Source organism: Demequina pelophila (assembly GCF_000971175.1).
Classification (GTDB): Bacteria; Actinomycetota; Actinomycetes; order Actinomycetales; family Demequinaceae; genus Demequina; species Demequina pelophila.
Genome location: NZ_BBLY01000005.1, coordinates 241,968 through 256,782 on the forward strand (window position 1 = coordinate 241,968; position 14,815 = coordinate 256,782).

Sequence of the window (14,815 nt, forward strand, 5' to 3'; positions counted from 1 at the left end):
ACTTAGCACTCTGGGCGCGAGAGTGCTAACAGCGGGAGTTGAACGCTCGGCACGAACCCCAACGTGACCAACATCACCCGGACATACCTCGCATACAGGACAGCACCTCTACCCAAGACAGAAGTCCTGCGTCACACTACGAGAACGCCGGTGAGGGTCGGCGTCTGAGGGGACGAGGACGGCATCGTGAGAGTCGGAATCAGCAGGATGAGCGCACCCCGGTGGCCCGCGCTCGTCGCAGCCATGGCCACCGCGATCCTGCTGGCCGCCCTGCCGACCGCCGCGCATGCGGACGATGTCAGCGACGCCGGTTCCGAGGCCTTCGCCCAGGTGGCCGGCTGCGCCGCGCAGTCCGACACGGTGCTCGCGGCGATCGTCGTCGACGCCTCGGGAAGCCTGCGCTACACCGACCCCGACGATCAGCGCGTGGGCGCGATCGAGACGGCGATCGACTCGCTGGTGTCCCTCGCGGCGGCCGACGAGAACGCCACGGTCGAGGCTTCGCTGGCAACGTTCGCCGCCTCCTACGAGCAGCATGTGGGCTGGGGCGACGTCGCCGGCGACCACGCCGATGCGCTGCGCAGCGAGGCCCGCCAGACCCTGCCCCAGCGCGAGGACGGCGCCTACACCGACTACCGCGCGGCGCTGCAGGACGCCCAGTCGTCACTCAACGACCGCGCGGCCCAGCTCGACGGCAGCACCTGCAAGCTCATGCTCTGGTTCACGGACGGCGGCCTCGACGTCCAGGACGCCGCCGGAGACGGCACCGCCACGGAGGACGCCTTCCAGTCGATGTGCACCCCCAACGGGATCGTCGACGGCGTGCGTGCCGATGGGATCGCGGTGATCGCGCTCGCGCTGTTCACCCAGGACGGCGAGGGCTCCGTGACGGAGCAGGACCGGCTGCGACTGCAGGCGATCGCCGAGGGCACGGGCGGCGCCGAGACGTGCGGCACCGCGCCGATCCCCGCCGGGGCCGCCATCGGCGCCTACCTCGCGGCGTCGAACGTCGACGCGCTGCGCGCGACCTTCGCGCAGGCCGGCGCGCTCATCGAACAGGGCTCGCTGGGCACCACGATCGACTGCACGGGCGACGCATGCACAGACGAGTCGTTCGACTTCCCCGTCGACCGGGGCGTCTCCCGCGTCCGCCTGGTGCTCGACCAGGACCTGGGCGACTCGGCCACACTGACCGGGCCGTCCGGCGACGCCGCCGCCCTCGCCGCGGGCGAGGCCGCGCTCGGCACCGCGGCGATCACCGTGGCCCGGAACGAGGGTCTGACCACCGTCGACATCGCCCTCCCGCAGGATGACGAGGCCGTGGGCGAATGGAGCCTGGCGCTGGGCGCCGGCGTCGCGCCGTCGCAGGTGAGCGCCTTCTACTTCTGGGACGCGACGGTCGCGATCGTCGGACCCGAGACGGGTCTGCTGGTCGGCGAGCCCAGCATCGTGTCGGTCGCCTTCCTGTCGAAGGGCCTGCCGATCGACACGTCCGTGTACGGGTCTCTTGACGTCGCCGCCACCCTCGACGGCGAGCCACTCGCGCTGACGCCGACCGAGAGCGGCGCCTACGAGGCGACCATCACCCCCACCGGCGACGAGGTGCCGGCGACGCTCGCGCTCCATGTCGAGGCCACGGCCACGACCGCGAGCGGGACCGCCCTGGCGGCCGTCTACGGCCACGCCGACCTCCCTACGGCGATCCCGAGCGGGTTCCCCACGGTGGAGACGGCAACCCTGGACTTCCCCGCGCTCACCGGCACGCGCGAGTCCACCGCGACGCTCACGATCCGTGGCGCCGACGCCGGTGCGACGTCCGCGTGCGTCGCACCCGTAGCCGCCGACCAGGCGCCGCAGGGCGCCGGCGCCGTCACCGTGGCGGCTGACCCGGAGTGCCTCGACCTCGGCCCCGGCGAGCAGGGCACCATCGCGCTCACCCTGCGGTCCGCGGCCGTCGCGGACGGACTTGCCGCCGGCACGTTCGTGGTCGAGCTCCGCGGCGCCGGTACCGACGAGGTGCGCACCACGCCGGTCGCCTTCTCCGCCACCTTCGCCCAGGCCTCGACGGGAGCGGGCGGAGTGGGCGTCCTGGCCGCCCTCGGCGTCCTCGCCCTGCTCGGCGCGGCCCTCGGAGGGTGGATCCTGGTGCGACGGCGCCGGCCCGGCGCGCCCGACGTCCCGGCAGAGCCGGCCGACGGGGATCCGGTGGACGGCGACACGGTCCCAGGCGGCGAGCGCCCGGCCAAGGACAAGCGGAAGCGCCGCCCGCGGCACGCCCCCGCCGCGCTGCCGCTGCCCGCGACCCCGGGCGGCCCGGCCAGCGGCGACGTCTTCGAGCCCGAGGACGACAGCCCCGTCCGGCAGGACCAGTTCTTCTCCTACCCGTTCACGGGCCCCCGCGACGAGGATCCAGTGCAGCCGCTCCGGCCCGCGAGCGCCCGGCGCGCGCCCACCGCGGCGTGGCCGGCCGACCAGGTGCCGGACCACGGGCCCTCACCGGCGCGGCGGTCGACCGATGCGGAGGGGCCTGCCGAGCAGGCGCAACCCACGAAGGGCGCGGCGCGCCCCACCGACGAACCGATCGAGCCCGCCGAGGACGCACCCCTCCCGACGGACGACGACCCGGTGCCGGCCCGCGACTGACCCCGGGCGGCGCAGGCCGCGCGTCGCCCCGCGCACCCGACTCGCCCCGCGCACCTGAGAGGATGCGCGCATGGACCTCGACACCGCGCGCCTCACGGTGAGCGACGCGTGCCTCGCCCTGGCCGAGCGCCTGCGCGATCTCCCTCCGAGCGAGGAGCTGCGCACCGGCGAGCGCCTGCGCCGGGAGGGCCACGACGGCGCGCTCGTCGCGGCGGCCATGACCCTCGCCTCGCTGCGCGCCCAGGCACGGACCCGGCTGGGGCCCCGGGCCGACGCGCTGGCCCTGTCCCGCGCCGGCCTCGAGCAGGCGACGCGCGCCCGGGTGGCCGCGCTCCACGCGGACCGGTTCGAGGAGGCGGGCAGCCGCCTGGTCGCGGACCTCACGTGCGGGCTCGGGCTCGACGCGCTCGCGCTCGCCGAACGCGGCATCGGCGTGGTGGCCTTCGAGCTCGACCCCGGCACCGCCGTGCTCGCCGCCCACAACCTCGCGCCGTATCCGCACGCGACGGTGGAGAACGCGGACTCGCTCGCGGCGCTCGCGCGCCACGAGGTCGACGCCGTCTTCGCCGACCCCGCGCGCCGCACGGCCCGCGGCCGCCGGCACGACCCCGCCGACTACTCCCCTCCCCTCGACGCCGTGCTCGACCTGCGCCACGGCGTGGCCGCGCTCGGCGTCAAGGCGGGCCCGGGCCTTCCGCACGAGGCCGTCCCGCCGGGCATGGAGGCCCAGTGGGTCTCGGTGGATGGCGACGTGGTCGAGGTGGGGCTGTGGGCCGGTGCGGCCGCGCGGCGGGAGGGCCACGCCGCGCTCGTGCTGCGCGGCGACGAGGCCCACGAGATCGCCGGCGACACGCACCGCGCCGACGCGGGCGACCTGGGCGAGTACCTGCTCGAGCCCGACGGCGCCGTCATCCGTGCGGGCCTCGTGGGGGTCCTGGCCGACCACATTGGCGCCCGCCTCGTGGACCCCCAGATCGCGTATCTGACCACGGACTCCCCCGCCGCGACACCGTTCGCGCGCGCCTACCGCGTCCTCGATCGCCTCCCGCTCGATGTGAAGGTGCTCAAGCGCGACCTGCGGGCCCGGGGCGTGGGCCGCGTGGAGATCAAGAAGCGCGGCGTCGACCTCACGCCCGAACAGCTGCGCCCACGCCTCGCGCTCAAGGGCGACGCCGCCGCGACGCTCGTGCTCACGCGGCTCGACGGCCGCCACGCGGCGCTTCTGGTCGAGCCCGTCTAGCAGGCGGGCCAGGGCAGGTCGAGGTCGACCGGCCAGTCGCCGCCCGGGGGCACCGCGCCGGTGAGGACGTCGGCGAGCCCCTCGAGGGCCGATGCGGTGCGCCCGTACAGCGCCACATAGGCTCCGGCGTCGGAACGGTCCAGGTGCCACGGGTCGCCCAGGACGACCACCACGTCCGCCGTCGCGGCGGTCGTGCCGGAGGCGATGAGGCGCACCGATGCGCCGCCGCCGAGCGCGACCCCGCGCGCCTCGAGCGCCGCCTCGAGGGTCGCCCGCTGCGCGTCGGTGCCCCCGGTCACGGTCGCCGCCTCCCCCACGAGCGGCGCCGAGCAGTCCGCGGTCGCGACGGTGGCGCCAGCTGCCGCGAGAGCGCGCGCGTAGTCGCCGGCGAACAGGTCCGCGAGCGCGTCCCCCTCGAGCACGGCAGGGTCGCCCGGCTCGATGCCCCCGGCCCAGCGCATGAGCGCGATGGTCCGCGCGGCGGCCTCGTCGAGGCGGGCGCGGTCCAGGCGCCCGGACTCGACGGCCTCCACGATGCCCTCGATCGCGCCGTTGACGGAGGCGGGCATGAGCAGCGTGTCCGCGCCGGCCGCGAGCGCCATCACGGCCGCCTCGCCGGCGCCGTGGTGGTTGGCGATCGCGCCCATGTTGAGCGCGTCCGTCACCACCACGCCGTCGAATCCCAGCTCCTCGCGCAGGTGCGCGTACGCCGCGGGCTCGAGGGTCGCCGGCTCCGCGCCCCACTCGGGAATCGCGATGTGACCCATCATCACCACCGGCGCGCCCGCGTCGATCGCCGTCGCGAAGGGCGCGACGTCGGTGTCGAGGATCTCCTCGACCGACCGCTCCTGCACGGGGAGGTCGTGGTGCGAGTCGGTGGTGACGGAGCCGTGCCCGGGGAAGTGCTTGATGACCGGGACGACGCCGCCGTGCGCGAAGCCCGTCGACGCCGCGACCACGGTCTCGCCCACGGCTGTCGGATCCGATCCCGCCGACCGCGTACGGATGATGGGGTCCGCGAGTCCGATGGTCACGTCCGCCACCGGCGCGAAGTCGACGTTGATGCCCAGCGCGTGCAGGTCACGGCCCAGGCCCGCGTACGCGGCGGTCACCGCGTCCTTGTCGCGCGCGGCGCCGGCCGCCATGAACGCCGGCATGGGCCGGACGACCCCGGCCAGGCGCGACACCGGACCGCCCTCCTCGTCCGTGGCGATCCACACGGGCCAGTCGCGGTCGTCGGCGCTCGCAACCGCGGTAGTCAGCGCACTCACTCCTTGGGCGTCGGTGACCGCGCCGCCCATGAGGATGACGCCGCCCAGGTGGTGGTCCGCGACGAGCGCGCGCGCCGCCTCCGGGTCGGGCGCGCTCACCGCCGCGACGATCACCTGACCCGCGGCCTCGGACAGCGTGAGCCCGCGCGCGGCCTCGAGCGCCACGCCCCACTCTTCGGCGGTCGGGTGGAAGCCGATGCGCGGGCCGGCCACGGTGGGCACCTCTCCCGGGACGCGCGCGGCCACGGTGGGGGCGACGATCGCGGGCTGAGTTCGCGAGTTCTCACCGGCGACGGGCGCGCCTTCAGAGCCCGCGGCACCCGACTCGCCGTGAACCCGATCGCCGTCACCGCCAGCGGTGCACCCCGCGAGCGCGGCCGCGCCGAACGCCAGGCCCGCCGCGATCCGGGAGAGCCGGGCGCGGTTCCCCGCGCGGCGCATCAGACCGTGATGGTCGACAGCGGCATCGAGGAGTCCACGCCGATGTGCAGCGTGCTCGGCTTGACGCCACGCTCGACCACGGCGGAGCCGAGCGCCGCGATCATCGCCCCGTTGTCGGTGCAGTAGCGCAGCGGCGGGATGCGCACGTCGATGCCCGCGGCCTCGCCGCGTGCCTGCGCGAGCTCGCGCAGCTGGCTGTTCGCGGAGAAGCCGCCGCCGATGACGAGCGTGTCGACGTCGTGCTCGCGGCACGCGTTGAGGGTCTTGGTGACCAGGACGTCGGCGACGGCCGCCGCGAAGCTGGCCGCCACATCGTTCACCGGCACCTCCTGGCCCGCGTCGCGGCGGGCCTCGACCCAGCGCGCGACCGCGGTCTTGAGGCCGGAGAAGGAGAAGTCGTAGGCGTGGTTGACCATGTCCTTGGGGCGGCTGAGGCCGCGCGGGAACGGGATCGCCTCCGGGTCGCCCTCGCGCGCGAGCCGGTCGACGTGCGGGCCGCCGGGGTACGGCAGGCCCAGCAGGCGGCCCACCTTGTCGAAGGCCTCGCCCGCCGCGTCGTCGAGGGTGTGGCCCAGCTCGGTGACGTCGGTCGCGATGTCGTTCACCAGCAGCAGCGAGGTGTGGCCGCCCGAGACCACCAGCGCCATGGTGCGGTCGGGGAAGCGGCCGTGGACCAGCTGGTCGACGGCGGCGTGCCCGATCACGTGGTTGACGCCGTAGAGCGGGCGGCCGAGCCCGAGCGCGAGCGCCTTCGCGGCCGCGACGCCCACGGTGAGCGAGCCCACCAGGCCCGGGCCCGCGGCGACCGCGACGGCATCCACATCGGACAGAGTGCGGCCGGCGCGCGTCAGCGCCGCGTCGAGCGTGGGCAGGACCGCGTCGAGGTGGGCTCGCGAGGCCACCTCCGGCACGATGCCGCCGAAGCGGGCGTGCTCGTCCATCGACGAGGCGACGACGTCCGCGAGCAGCTCGCCGTCGTCGACGAGCGCCACGCCCGTCTCATCGCAGGTGCTCTCGAGTCCCAATACCAAAGCCACGCGACCACTGTAGTCGTGCAGCGTCCCGTGCTCAGAAGTCCAGGCATGCTCAGCGGTCCAGGCATGCTCAGCGGTCCAGGCATGCTCAAAGGCCCAGGAGTCCTCGCAGGCCCGCGTCCACGCGTTCCATCAGGTGCTCCGGGATCCTGCCGACCTCGTCGTCGAGGGCGCGCCGGTCGACGGCGACCAGTGCCGTGACGTTGACGCACGAGTCCTTGGAGAGCCCCGCGGCGGCCGCGGGAAGGAACACGTTGCCGGGCAGGTCCGCCAGCGCCGTGTTCGTGGTGATGCCCGCCACCGCGACCGTGCCGAGTCGGGAGCGGTTGTAGGCGTCCGCCTGCACCACGACCACCGGCCGGCGGCGCGCGGGCGCGCTTCCGGAGACGGGGCCCAGGTCCGCCCAATGGACGCCGCCACGGGCGACGCGTGCAGGCGTGCTCACCAGTCCTCGCGGTCGAACAGCGCGCGCCCGGCGTCGGCGACGAACCTCGTCGACTCGTCCTGGGCGATCGCCACCCGTTCGAGCACGCTGTCGATGCGCGCGGTCACGCCCGCGTCGTCGAGTTCGCGCAGATACCGCCGGGCGGCCGTCGCGAAGAACTCCGAGCGGCTCACCCCGAGCTCGGCGGCGCGTCGCGTGACCTGGTCGAAGATGGGGTCGGGCACGGAGATCGCGGTCTTCACCCCTCGAGTATCACCCGGTCATACCGCGGCGGCAAGGCCTGTGGATGGCCTCCCCGGGCCCAACGGCGGACGGTGCGCCGCGGCGCATGCGCCATCCTGGATCCCATGACGCAGACCAACCCCGCCCCCGCCTTCACCCTCGACGACGCGGCGCGCCGAGCCCTGTTCCTCGACGCCCGCTCCGCGATCGCCTTTGCGGACCGGCCCGTGGACCCGGAGGTCGTGTCGCGCGTGTGGGACCTGGCGAAGTGGGGCCCGACCAGCCAGAACACGCAGCCGCTGCGGCTGGTGGTGGCCGCATCGCAGGAGGCCCGCTCCGCCGTCATCGCCGCCGCGATGCCGGGCAACCGGCCCAAGCTCGAGCGGGCGCCGCTGCTCGTGGTCGCCGCGCACGACGATCGCTTCCACGACCACCACGAGCTCACCTCGCCGGGCTTCCCGGAGATCCACGGCCGCTTCGAGTCCGACCCGGCCGGACGCGGCGCGATCGCGCACGGCGGCGCGATGCTGCAACTGGGCTACGTCATCGTGGCCCTGCGCGGCGAGGGCCTCGCCGTGCGCCCCTATGGCGGCATCGACCGGGCCGCGCTGACCGATGCACTGCTCCCCGAGCACTGGCGTGCCGAGGTGGTGCTGGGCATCGGCCACCCGGCGCCCGACCACGGTGCGGGCGAGCGCAAGGGCCGCATCCCCGCGGACACCGCGGTCGTCACCCGCTAGCGCCACCCGCCGACGTCACCCGACGACGGCATCCCCAGCGGCGTCCCCGAGCGGCACCCGCATGACGAGCGCATCGACGCCCTCGGGCTGGTAGTACTTCCGGCGCACGCGCACGTCCTCGAAGCCGTGGGCGCGGTACAGCGCGAGCGCCGCCTCGTTGGTCACCGCCACCTCGAGCCACGCATCCGGGGCACCCTGGGCGCGCGCCTCCGCGAGGAACTCGAGCAGCAGCGTCCTCGCGATCCCGCGCCGCCGCGCGGCGGGCACAACCGCCAGGTTCATGAGGTGGAAGGCGTCGCCGTCGTAGCCGTACACCGCGTAGGCCACCAGCGCACCCTCGAACTCGGCCCCCCGGTACCGCGTGGAGCCGTAGCGGAAGTCCTCGCGGATGAGCGACTCGGACCACGCGGAGGGGCCGAACAGGTCGCGCTCGACCTGGGCCATCCAGGGCAGGTCCGCCCGGGTCAGGTCGCGCAGCACCACCGGCGCAGGCACCGGCTCACGCCCCGGGGACGCCGTGCACGTCGGGCCGGCGCAGGTACAGCGGCTCGGTGCACAGCGCCTCGCCGGCCTCGCGCAGCCGCGCCGCCACGGCCACCAGCAGCGCGGGGTCGGGATCGCCCTCGACCGCACCGGGAAACTCGTCCGCGTACAGCAGCGCGCCGCGACCCACGACCGCACCCATGGCGGGCACGTCCCCGGGCTTGGCGACCTCGGGGCCCGCCACACGGACGCCGTCGCGATAGGTGGCCCAGTAGACCTCCCGGCGCCGCGCATCGGCCGCCACCGTGGCCTCGCCGGCCCAGGCCGCGCCGATCGCGTCGAGCGAGCACACGCCGTCGACCGGCACGCCCCACACCCGGCCCAGCGTGCGCGCCGTCACGAGCCCCACCCGCAGCCCCGTGAACGGCGCGGGCCCGGTGCCCACGACGATGCGCTCGATGTCCCCGCCGGACGCGCCGGCCTGGTCGAGCACCTCGCGCACGAGCCCGGACAGCAGCTCGGCGTGACCGCGCGGGTGGAACTCCGAGCGGCGCGCGAGCACCTGGCCGCGGTAGACGAGCGCGACCGAGATCGCGGAGGAGGTGTCGAGGGCGAGAATCACGGCCCTAGCCTACGAGGGACACGCCGGACCAGCGCTCCCCGAACAGGGTGAAGGCCACCGTGCGGTCCCCCTCGTCGGGGCGCTCCATGTCCACCTGGCCGCCCCGGGTGCGCGCGATGACGACGTGCACGCGGTCCTCGGACAGCTGCTCGGCGCGGTCCTCGCCCCACTCGACCACGGTGACCGCGTCGTCCACGGTCGCGTCGAGGTCGAGGTCGTCGAGCTCGGCGAGCGAGTTCAGCCGATAGGCGTCGACGTGGATGAGAGCCGGCCCGCCCACCTCGGACGGGTGGGTGCGCGCGATGATGAAGGTGGGGCTCGCGATGGGCCCGCGCACGCCCAGGGCGTCGCCCAGGCCCTGCGTGAACGTGGTCTTGCCGGCGCCCAGGTCGCCCGTGAGCAGCACGACGTCGCCGGCGCGCAGGTGGGGCGCGAGCACGTCGCGCGCGAGCGCGCGCATCTGGGCGGCGTCGGACGCCGTGAACGTCGCGGTCATGCGGGGCGCTTCTCCTTCAGTCCGCCGAATCGGCACACGATCTCATAGGCGATGGTGCCCAGCCAGTCCGCCCACTCGCGCGCGCTGGGGCCGTCGGCGCCCACGAGCACCACCTCGTCCCCGGCGCGCTCGGTCGCGTCGGGGCCCAGGTCGAGCACCACCTGGTCCATGCACACGCGGCCGGCGATGCGGTGACGCCGGCCGCCCACGGCCACCTCCGCCGTGTTGCCCGCCGAGCGGAAGATCCCGTCCGCGTAGCCGGCCGAGACGAGCCCCAGCCGGGTGTCCCGCGGCGTCACGTAGTCGTGCCCGTAGCTCACGCCGGCGCGCGCGGGCGCGTCCTTCACCAGCGCGAGCGCCGCCGTGACCCGCATCGCCGGCTCGAGGCCGAACGCCGCGCCCGACGGGTCCTCCACCGGCGGCAGGCCGTACACCGCGATGCCGGGCCGGACCAGGTCGAAGTGCAGGTCGGGCCGGGTGAGGGTGGCCGCCGAGTTCGCGAGGTGGCGCACCTCGAGCGCGATCCCCCGCGCCTCGATACGGGCGAGCCCGGCGCGGAACACCTCCGCCTGGGCGTCGATGGTCGGATGCCCCGGCGCGTCCGCCCAGGCCAGGTGCGACCACGCGCCTACGACGCGCACCGCATCGTCCGCCGCCGCCGCGGCGTCCAGCAGCGCGTCGAGGCCCTCGGGCCGCACGCCCTCGCGCGACAGCCCCGTGTCGAGGCACAGGTGGACGCGCGCGACGCGGCCCGCCTCGCGGGCCCCCTCAGCGATGCGTGCGAGCACCTCGGGGGACGATGCGCTGACATCCACGTCCGCGGCCACCAGTTCCCGTGCGGGCACGGCGGGCCCGTACAGCCAGGTGAGCACCCGTCCCGTGTCGCCAGCGGCGCGCAGCGCGAGCGCCTCGTCGGGCTGGGCGACGCCCAGCCACGCGGCGCCGCCCTCGCGGGCGGCGCGCGCCGCGGGCACGAGCCCGTGGCCGTACGCGTCCGCCTTGACCACCGCCATGAGCGCGGAGCCGGAGGCGCACGCCCGCAGTCGGTCCACGTTGCGCGTGATGGCCGCGTAGTCGACCGTGACCGTGAGCCGCATCAGTCCTCCCCGATGACCACCGCGGAGGCGATCCCCGCGTCGTGCGACAGGGACACGTGGAAGCGCGTGATCCCCAACTCCTGCGCGCGGGCGGCGATCGCGCCGCGCACCTCGATGCGCGGCGCTCCCCCGTCGACGCGGTGCACCTCGCAGTCCTGCCAGCTCAGCCCCGCGGGGGCGCCCAGCGCCTTGGCGAGCGCCTCCTTCGCGGCCCACCGCGCGGCCAGGCTCGCGGGTCCCAGCTCGCGCTCGGCGGGCGTGAAGACCCGGTCGAGGAAACCGGGCGAGCGCTCGAGCGTCTGCTCGAAGCGCGCGATCTCCACGACGTCGATGCCCAGGCCCAGGATGGCCACGGCTACTCCACCGTGACGGACTTCGCGAGGTTGCGCGGCTGGTCGACGTCGTAGCCCTTGGCCGCGGCGAGCTCGAGGGCGAAGATCTGCAGCGGCACCACCTGGAGCAGCGGCGTCATGAGCACGGGCGCGTTGGGCACGTAGAACACCTGCTCGGCGTGGTTGGCCGCCTCCGTGTCGCCCTCCTCCGCGATGACGAAGGTGCGGGCGCCGCGGGCGCGGACCTCCTGCACGTTGGAGATGACCTTGGCGTGCAGGGACTCGCGGCCGCGCGGGCTGGGCAGCACGATGAACACCGGCTGGCCGGGCTCGACCAGCGCGATGGGTCCGTGCTTGAGCTCTCCCGCGGCGAAGCCCTCGGCGTGGATGTAGGCGAGCTCCTTGAGCTTGAGCGCGCCCTCGAGCGCGACCGGGAAGCCCACGTGGCGGCCCAGGAACAGCACCGTGCGCTCGTCCGCCATCGAGCGGGCGACCTCGCGGATGCCCTCCGAGGTGTCGATGACGCGCTGGATCTTCGCCGGGATCTCGTCGAGCTGGCTCAGCAGCGCCTCGATCTCGTCGGGGAACTTGTTGCCGCGCAGCTCCGCGAGGTAGATGCCCAGCAGGAACGTCGCGGTGATCTGGGCCAGGAACGCCTTGGTCGAGGCGACCGCGATCTCCGGGCCGGCGCGCGTGTACAGCACCGCGTCGGCCTCGCGGGCGATGGTCGAGCCCTGCGCGTTGACGATCGCGATCACGGGCGCGCCCTGCCGCTGCGCGTGGCGCACCGCCATGATCGTGTCCATCGTCTCGCCCGACTGGGAGATGGCGACCACGAGCGTGCGGACGTTGACCACCGGGTCGCGGTAGCGGAACTCGTGGGCGAGCTCGACCTCGACCGGGATGCGGCACCAGTGCTCGATCGCGTACCGGCCCACCAGGCCCGCGTACGAGGCCGTGCCGCACGCGACGATGATGATCTTGTCCACCGACGCCAGCAGGGCCTCGTGCACCAGGCCCTCGTCCAGGTGGAGCTTGCCGTGCTCGTCGATGCGGCCGCGCAGCGTGTCCGCGACCGCCTCGGGCTGGTCGTGGATCTCCTTCTCCATGAAGGTGGCGAAGCCGCCCTTCTGCGCCGCGGACGCGTCCCAGTCCACCGTGTAGGGCTCGCGCTCGACCACATGGCCCGAGCGATCCGTGATCGTGACGCCCTCGGGCGTGATCTCCACGACCTCGTCCTGCTCGAGCTCGAGCGCGGTGCGGGTGTGCTCGATGAACGCGACCACATCCGAGCCCAAGAAGTTCTCCCCCTCGCCCAGGCCCACCACCAGGGGGCTGTTGCGGCGCGCGCCCACCACCGTGCGCGGCTCGCGGGCGTCGACCGCCAGCAGCGTGAACGCGCCCTCCAGTCGGCGCGTGATGGTGCGCATCGCCTCCGCGAGGCTCGCGCCCGTCTCCACCTCCCGCGCGAGCAGGTGGCCGGTCGCCTCGGTGTCCGTCTCGGAGAGGAACTCGATGCCCTCGGCCTCGAGCTCGGCGCGCAGCGCGGAGAAGTTCTCGATGATCCCGTTGTGGATGATCGCGATGCGGCCGCCCGCGGCGAGGTGCGGGTGCGCGTTCGCGTCCGTGGGGGCGCCGTGCGTCGCCCACCGGGTGTGGCCGATCGCGGCGGTGCCGTGGTCGATGGGCCGCTCCGCGAGCTCCTTGGCCAGGTTGACCAGCTTGCCGGCCTTCTTGCGCATGGCGACCGCCGCATCGTCCGCCGTGACGACCGCGATGCCCGCCGAGTCGTAGCCGCGGTACTCGAGCCGCGCGAGGCCTCCCATGACGACGCCCTCGGCGCGCGCTCCGGGCGCACCCCCGCCCACGTATCCGACGATTCCACACATGGGGGCGAGTCTACGGGCGCGCCCCGGCGCGGAATGCGGGACACGGGGGACGATGCGCCACAATGGTCGCGTGAACGAGGCACGTCGATCCGACGAGGGCACCCCGTACGTCACCCTCACCCGCGACGAGTGGGCCGCGCTGGCGGACGCGACGCCGCTCCCCCTCACCGAGGAGGACATCGCGAAGGTCCGCGGCCTCGGAGACCCGGTGGACCTCGCCGAGGTGGACCGCATCTACCGCCCGCTGTCGCGCCTGCTCGACCTGTACTCGGGCGCGACCGGACAGCTCCACCGCGCGACGAGCGAGTTCCTGGGCGAGCGCGCGTCGCGCACGCCGTTCATCATCGGCGTCGCCGGCTCCGTGGCCGTCGGCAAGTCCACCACCGCGCGCCTGCTGCGCGAGCTCATGGCCCGCTGGCCCAGCTCCCCCCACGTCGAACTGGTGACCACGGACGGGTTCCTCCACCCCAACGCGGTGCTCGAGGAGCGGGGCCTCATGGCCCGCAAGGGCTTCCCCGAGTCGTACGACCGGCGCGCGCTGCGCGAGTTCGTGCTCCAGGTGAAGTCCGGCGCCGAGGAGGTCCGGGCGCCCGTGTACTCGCACCAGGTCTACGACATCGTGCCCGACGAGCAGGTGGTCGTGCGCCAGCCGGACATCCTCATCGTCGAGGGTCTCAACGTCCTGCAGACCACCGCGGGCCGCGAACCCGGCAGCCAGCAGCTGCACATCTCCGACTTCTTCGACGTCTCCATCTACGTCGACGCCCGGCAGGCGGACATCCGCCGGTGGTACATCGACCGCTTCCTCGCACTGCGGTCCACGGCCTTCGCGCGCGACGACTCGTACTTCCGCTCCTACTCGACCCTGACGGACGATCAGGCCACGGCGGTCGCCGCCCAGATCTGGGACGCCGTCAACGCGCCCAACCTCGCGACCAACATCGCACCGACGCGCGGGCGCGCCACCATCATCCTCACCAAGGGCGCCCGCCACACGATCGAGTCGGTGCGGCTGCGCAAGCTCTGAGCGGGCGGGTCACTCCGCCTCGGCGGCGTCCCCGCCCGCGCGCCGCTCGCGACGCGTGGGCTTGGGCTGGAGCTCGCCCCGCGCGATGCGCTCCTCGATCTGGTCGGCGAGGTCCGGGAGCTCGGGCTCGCCGAACCCCATGTGCTGGAGGATCTTGTCGACGAGCATGCCCAGCAGCACGCCGCCGGTGATGCCCACCGCGATGGACACGAGCAGGTTCTCGAAGATGGACCCGGCCCAGATGCCGAGAGCGGTCCCGTACGTGGCCCAGATGATGACGGCCACGCCGTCGACGATCATGAACCACTGGCGCGGGTAGCGCAGCGCCCCGGCCGTGAGGTTGACCGCGACGCGGCCCATGGGGATGAAGCGGGCCGCGATGATGAACGCCGTGCCGCGCCGCTCGAGCGTCGTCTCCGCCCAGTCGAGGGTCTTGCGCACCCGGGCGCGCGCGAAGAAGGGGTGCCGCCGCACGTCGAAGCGGGAGCCCACCCAGTAGGCGAGCTGGTCGCCGCACCAGGCGCCGGCGGCGGCGAAGATGAACGTCAGCCACACCCACGGGGTCCCGGTCTGGGCCCACGCGGTCGCCGAGGCGATGACCACGGACTCGCTGGGGACCAGCGGGAAGATGCCGTCGATGAGCGACAGCAGAAAGATCCCGGGGTAGATCCAGAACGACTCGGTGAGGGTGAGGATCCACCCCTCGAGCGCATCGATCCAGTCGAAGAGGAGGTGCCAGAGGTCGTTCAGGGCGCCGTTCACACGCCCCAGTCTCTCAGGCGCGACCGGGGACCGCGATGGGGGAGGTCCCCCATCCGGCGCCGACGGGCGTC

The 14,815-nt window shown here is 74.3% G+C and carries 15 protein-coding genes; 4 read left to right on the forward strand and 11 right to left on the reverse strand.

Features of this window, described 5'->3' with window-relative positions; translation table 11 throughout:
* The first annotated feature begins 207 nt into the window (after positions 1–207).
* Both AOM03_RS09100 and AOM03_RS09105 read left to right on the forward strand, forming a co-directional pair.
* Positions 208–2,643, forward strand: a complete 2,436-nt coding sequence (locus AOM03_RS09100; protein ID WP_082092290.1) for a vWA domain-containing protein — start codon at positions 208–210, stop codon at positions 2,641–2,643.
* A gap of 70 nt (positions 2,644–2,713) precedes the next feature.
* Positions 2,714–3,883 (forward strand): THUMP-like domain-containing protein, encoded by a 1,170-nt coding sequence (locus AOM03_RS09105; RefSeq protein ID WP_062380544.1) that lies wholly within the window; start codon positions 2,714–2,716, stop codon positions 3,881–3,883.
* On the opposite strand, the gene AOM03_RS09110 is transcribed toward AOM03_RS09105, so the two are convergent.
* From AOM03_RS09110 to AOM03_RS09125, 4 genes are all read right to left on the reverse strand, one after another.
* Positions 3,880–5,595: a glycoside hydrolase family 3 N-terminal domain-containing protein gene (locus AOM03_RS09110; protein WP_062380546.1), complete on the reverse strand. Its 1,716-nt coding sequence runs from the start codon at positions 5,593–5,595 to the stop codon at positions 3,880–3,882. The two genes, AOM03_RS09105 and AOM03_RS09110, sit on opposite strands and share 4 nt — an antisense overlap.
* Complete coding sequence (gene tsaD / locus AOM03_RS09115) at positions 5,595–6,632, reverse strand: tRNA (adenosine(37)-N6)-threonylcarbamoyltransferase complex transferase subunit TsaD (protein WP_156157692.1); 1,038 nt, start codon at positions 6,630–6,632, stop codon at positions 5,595–5,597. Before tsaD ends, AOM03_RS09110 begins: the two co-directional genes overlap by 1 nt.
* A gap of 85 nt (positions 6,633–6,717) precedes the next feature.
* Positions 6,718–7,074 (reverse strand): type II toxin-antitoxin system PemK/MazF family toxin, encoded by a 357-nt coding sequence (locus AOM03_RS09120; RefSeq protein WP_062380551.1) that lies wholly within the window; start codon positions 7,072–7,074, stop codon positions 6,718–6,720.
* Positions 7,071–7,316 (reverse strand): ribbon-helix-helix domain-containing protein, encoded by a 246-nt coding sequence (locus AOM03_RS09125; protein ID WP_062380554.1) that lies wholly within the window; start codon positions 7,314–7,316, stop codon positions 7,071–7,073. The genes AOM03_RS09120 and AOM03_RS09125 overlap by 4 nt, the downstream gene beginning before the upstream one ends.
* A gap of 105 nt (positions 7,317–7,421) precedes the next feature.
* On the opposite strand from AOM03_RS09125, the gene AOM03_RS09130 reads away from it, so the two are divergent.
* Positions 7,422–8,036, forward strand: a complete 615-nt coding sequence (locus AOM03_RS09130) for a malonic semialdehyde reductase (protein WP_062380556.1) — start codon at positions 7,422–7,424, stop codon at positions 8,034–8,036.
* 15 nt (positions 8,037–8,051) lie between these two features.
* Here the strand turns inward: AOM03_RS09130 and rimI are convergent, their stop codons facing one another.
* The 6 genes from rimI to glmS are packed head-to-tail and all read right to left on the reverse strand — an operon-like array spanning position 8,052 to position 12,955.
* On the reverse strand, positions 8,052–8,531 hold the full coding sequence (rimI, locus tag AOM03_RS09135; protein ID WP_156157693.1) for a ribosomal protein S18-alanine N-acetyltransferase: 480 nt from the start codon (positions 8,529–8,531) through the stop codon (positions 8,052–8,054).
* A 4-nt stretch (positions 8,532–8,535) separates the two neighbouring features.
* Positions 8,536–9,141: a tRNA (adenosine(37)-N6)-threonylcarbamoyltransferase complex dimerization subunit type 1 TsaB gene (tsaB, locus tag AOM03_RS09140; RefSeq protein ID WP_062380560.1), complete on the reverse strand. Its 606-nt coding sequence runs from the start codon at positions 9,139–9,141 to the stop codon at positions 8,536–8,538.
* Between the two features lie 4 nt (positions 9,142–9,145).
* Positions 9,146–9,637 carry a tRNA (adenosine(37)-N6)-threonylcarbamoyltransferase complex ATPase subunit type 1 TsaE gene (gene tsaE / locus AOM03_RS09145; protein WP_062380562.1) on the reverse strand — a complete coding sequence of 164 codons (492 nt, stop codon included), beginning with the start codon at positions 9,635–9,637 and terminating at the stop codon, positions 9,146–9,148.
* Entirely contained in the window at positions 9,634–10,734 is a 1,101-nt protein-coding gene (gene alr / locus AOM03_RS09150; RefSeq protein WP_062380564.1) for an alanine racemase, read from the reverse strand. Before alr ends, tsaE begins: the two co-directional genes overlap by 4 nt.
* A complete protein-coding gene (locus AOM03_RS09155) occupies positions 10,734–11,087 on the reverse strand; it encodes a holo-ACP synthase (protein ID WP_062380566.1) in 354 nt (117 codons plus the stop codon). Before AOM03_RS09155 ends, alr begins: the two co-directional genes overlap by 1 nt.
* A 2-nt stretch (positions 11,088–11,089) precedes the next feature.
* A complete protein-coding gene (gene glmS / locus AOM03_RS09160; protein WP_062380568.1) occupies positions 11,090–12,955 on the reverse strand; it encodes a glutamine--fructose-6-phosphate transaminase (isomerizing) in 1,866 nt (621 codons plus the stop codon).
* Positions 12,956–13,007: 52 nt separating this feature from the next.
* Here glmS and coaA point away from each other — a divergent pair, with 52 nt between their 5' ends.
* Positions 13,008–13,982: a type I pantothenate kinase gene (coaA, locus tag AOM03_RS09165; RefSeq protein ID WP_062380570.1), complete on the forward strand. Its 975-nt coding sequence runs from the start codon at positions 13,008–13,010 to the stop codon at positions 13,980–13,982.
* 9 nt (positions 13,983–13,991) lie between these two features.
* Here the strand turns inward: coaA and AOM03_RS09170 are convergent, their stop codons facing one another.
* Positions 13,992–14,744: a DedA family protein gene (locus tag AOM03_RS09170; protein ID WP_062380573.1), complete on the reverse strand. Its 753-nt coding sequence runs from the start codon at positions 14,742–14,744 to the stop codon at positions 13,992–13,994.
* Positions 14,745–14,815 lie beyond the last annotated feature (71 nt).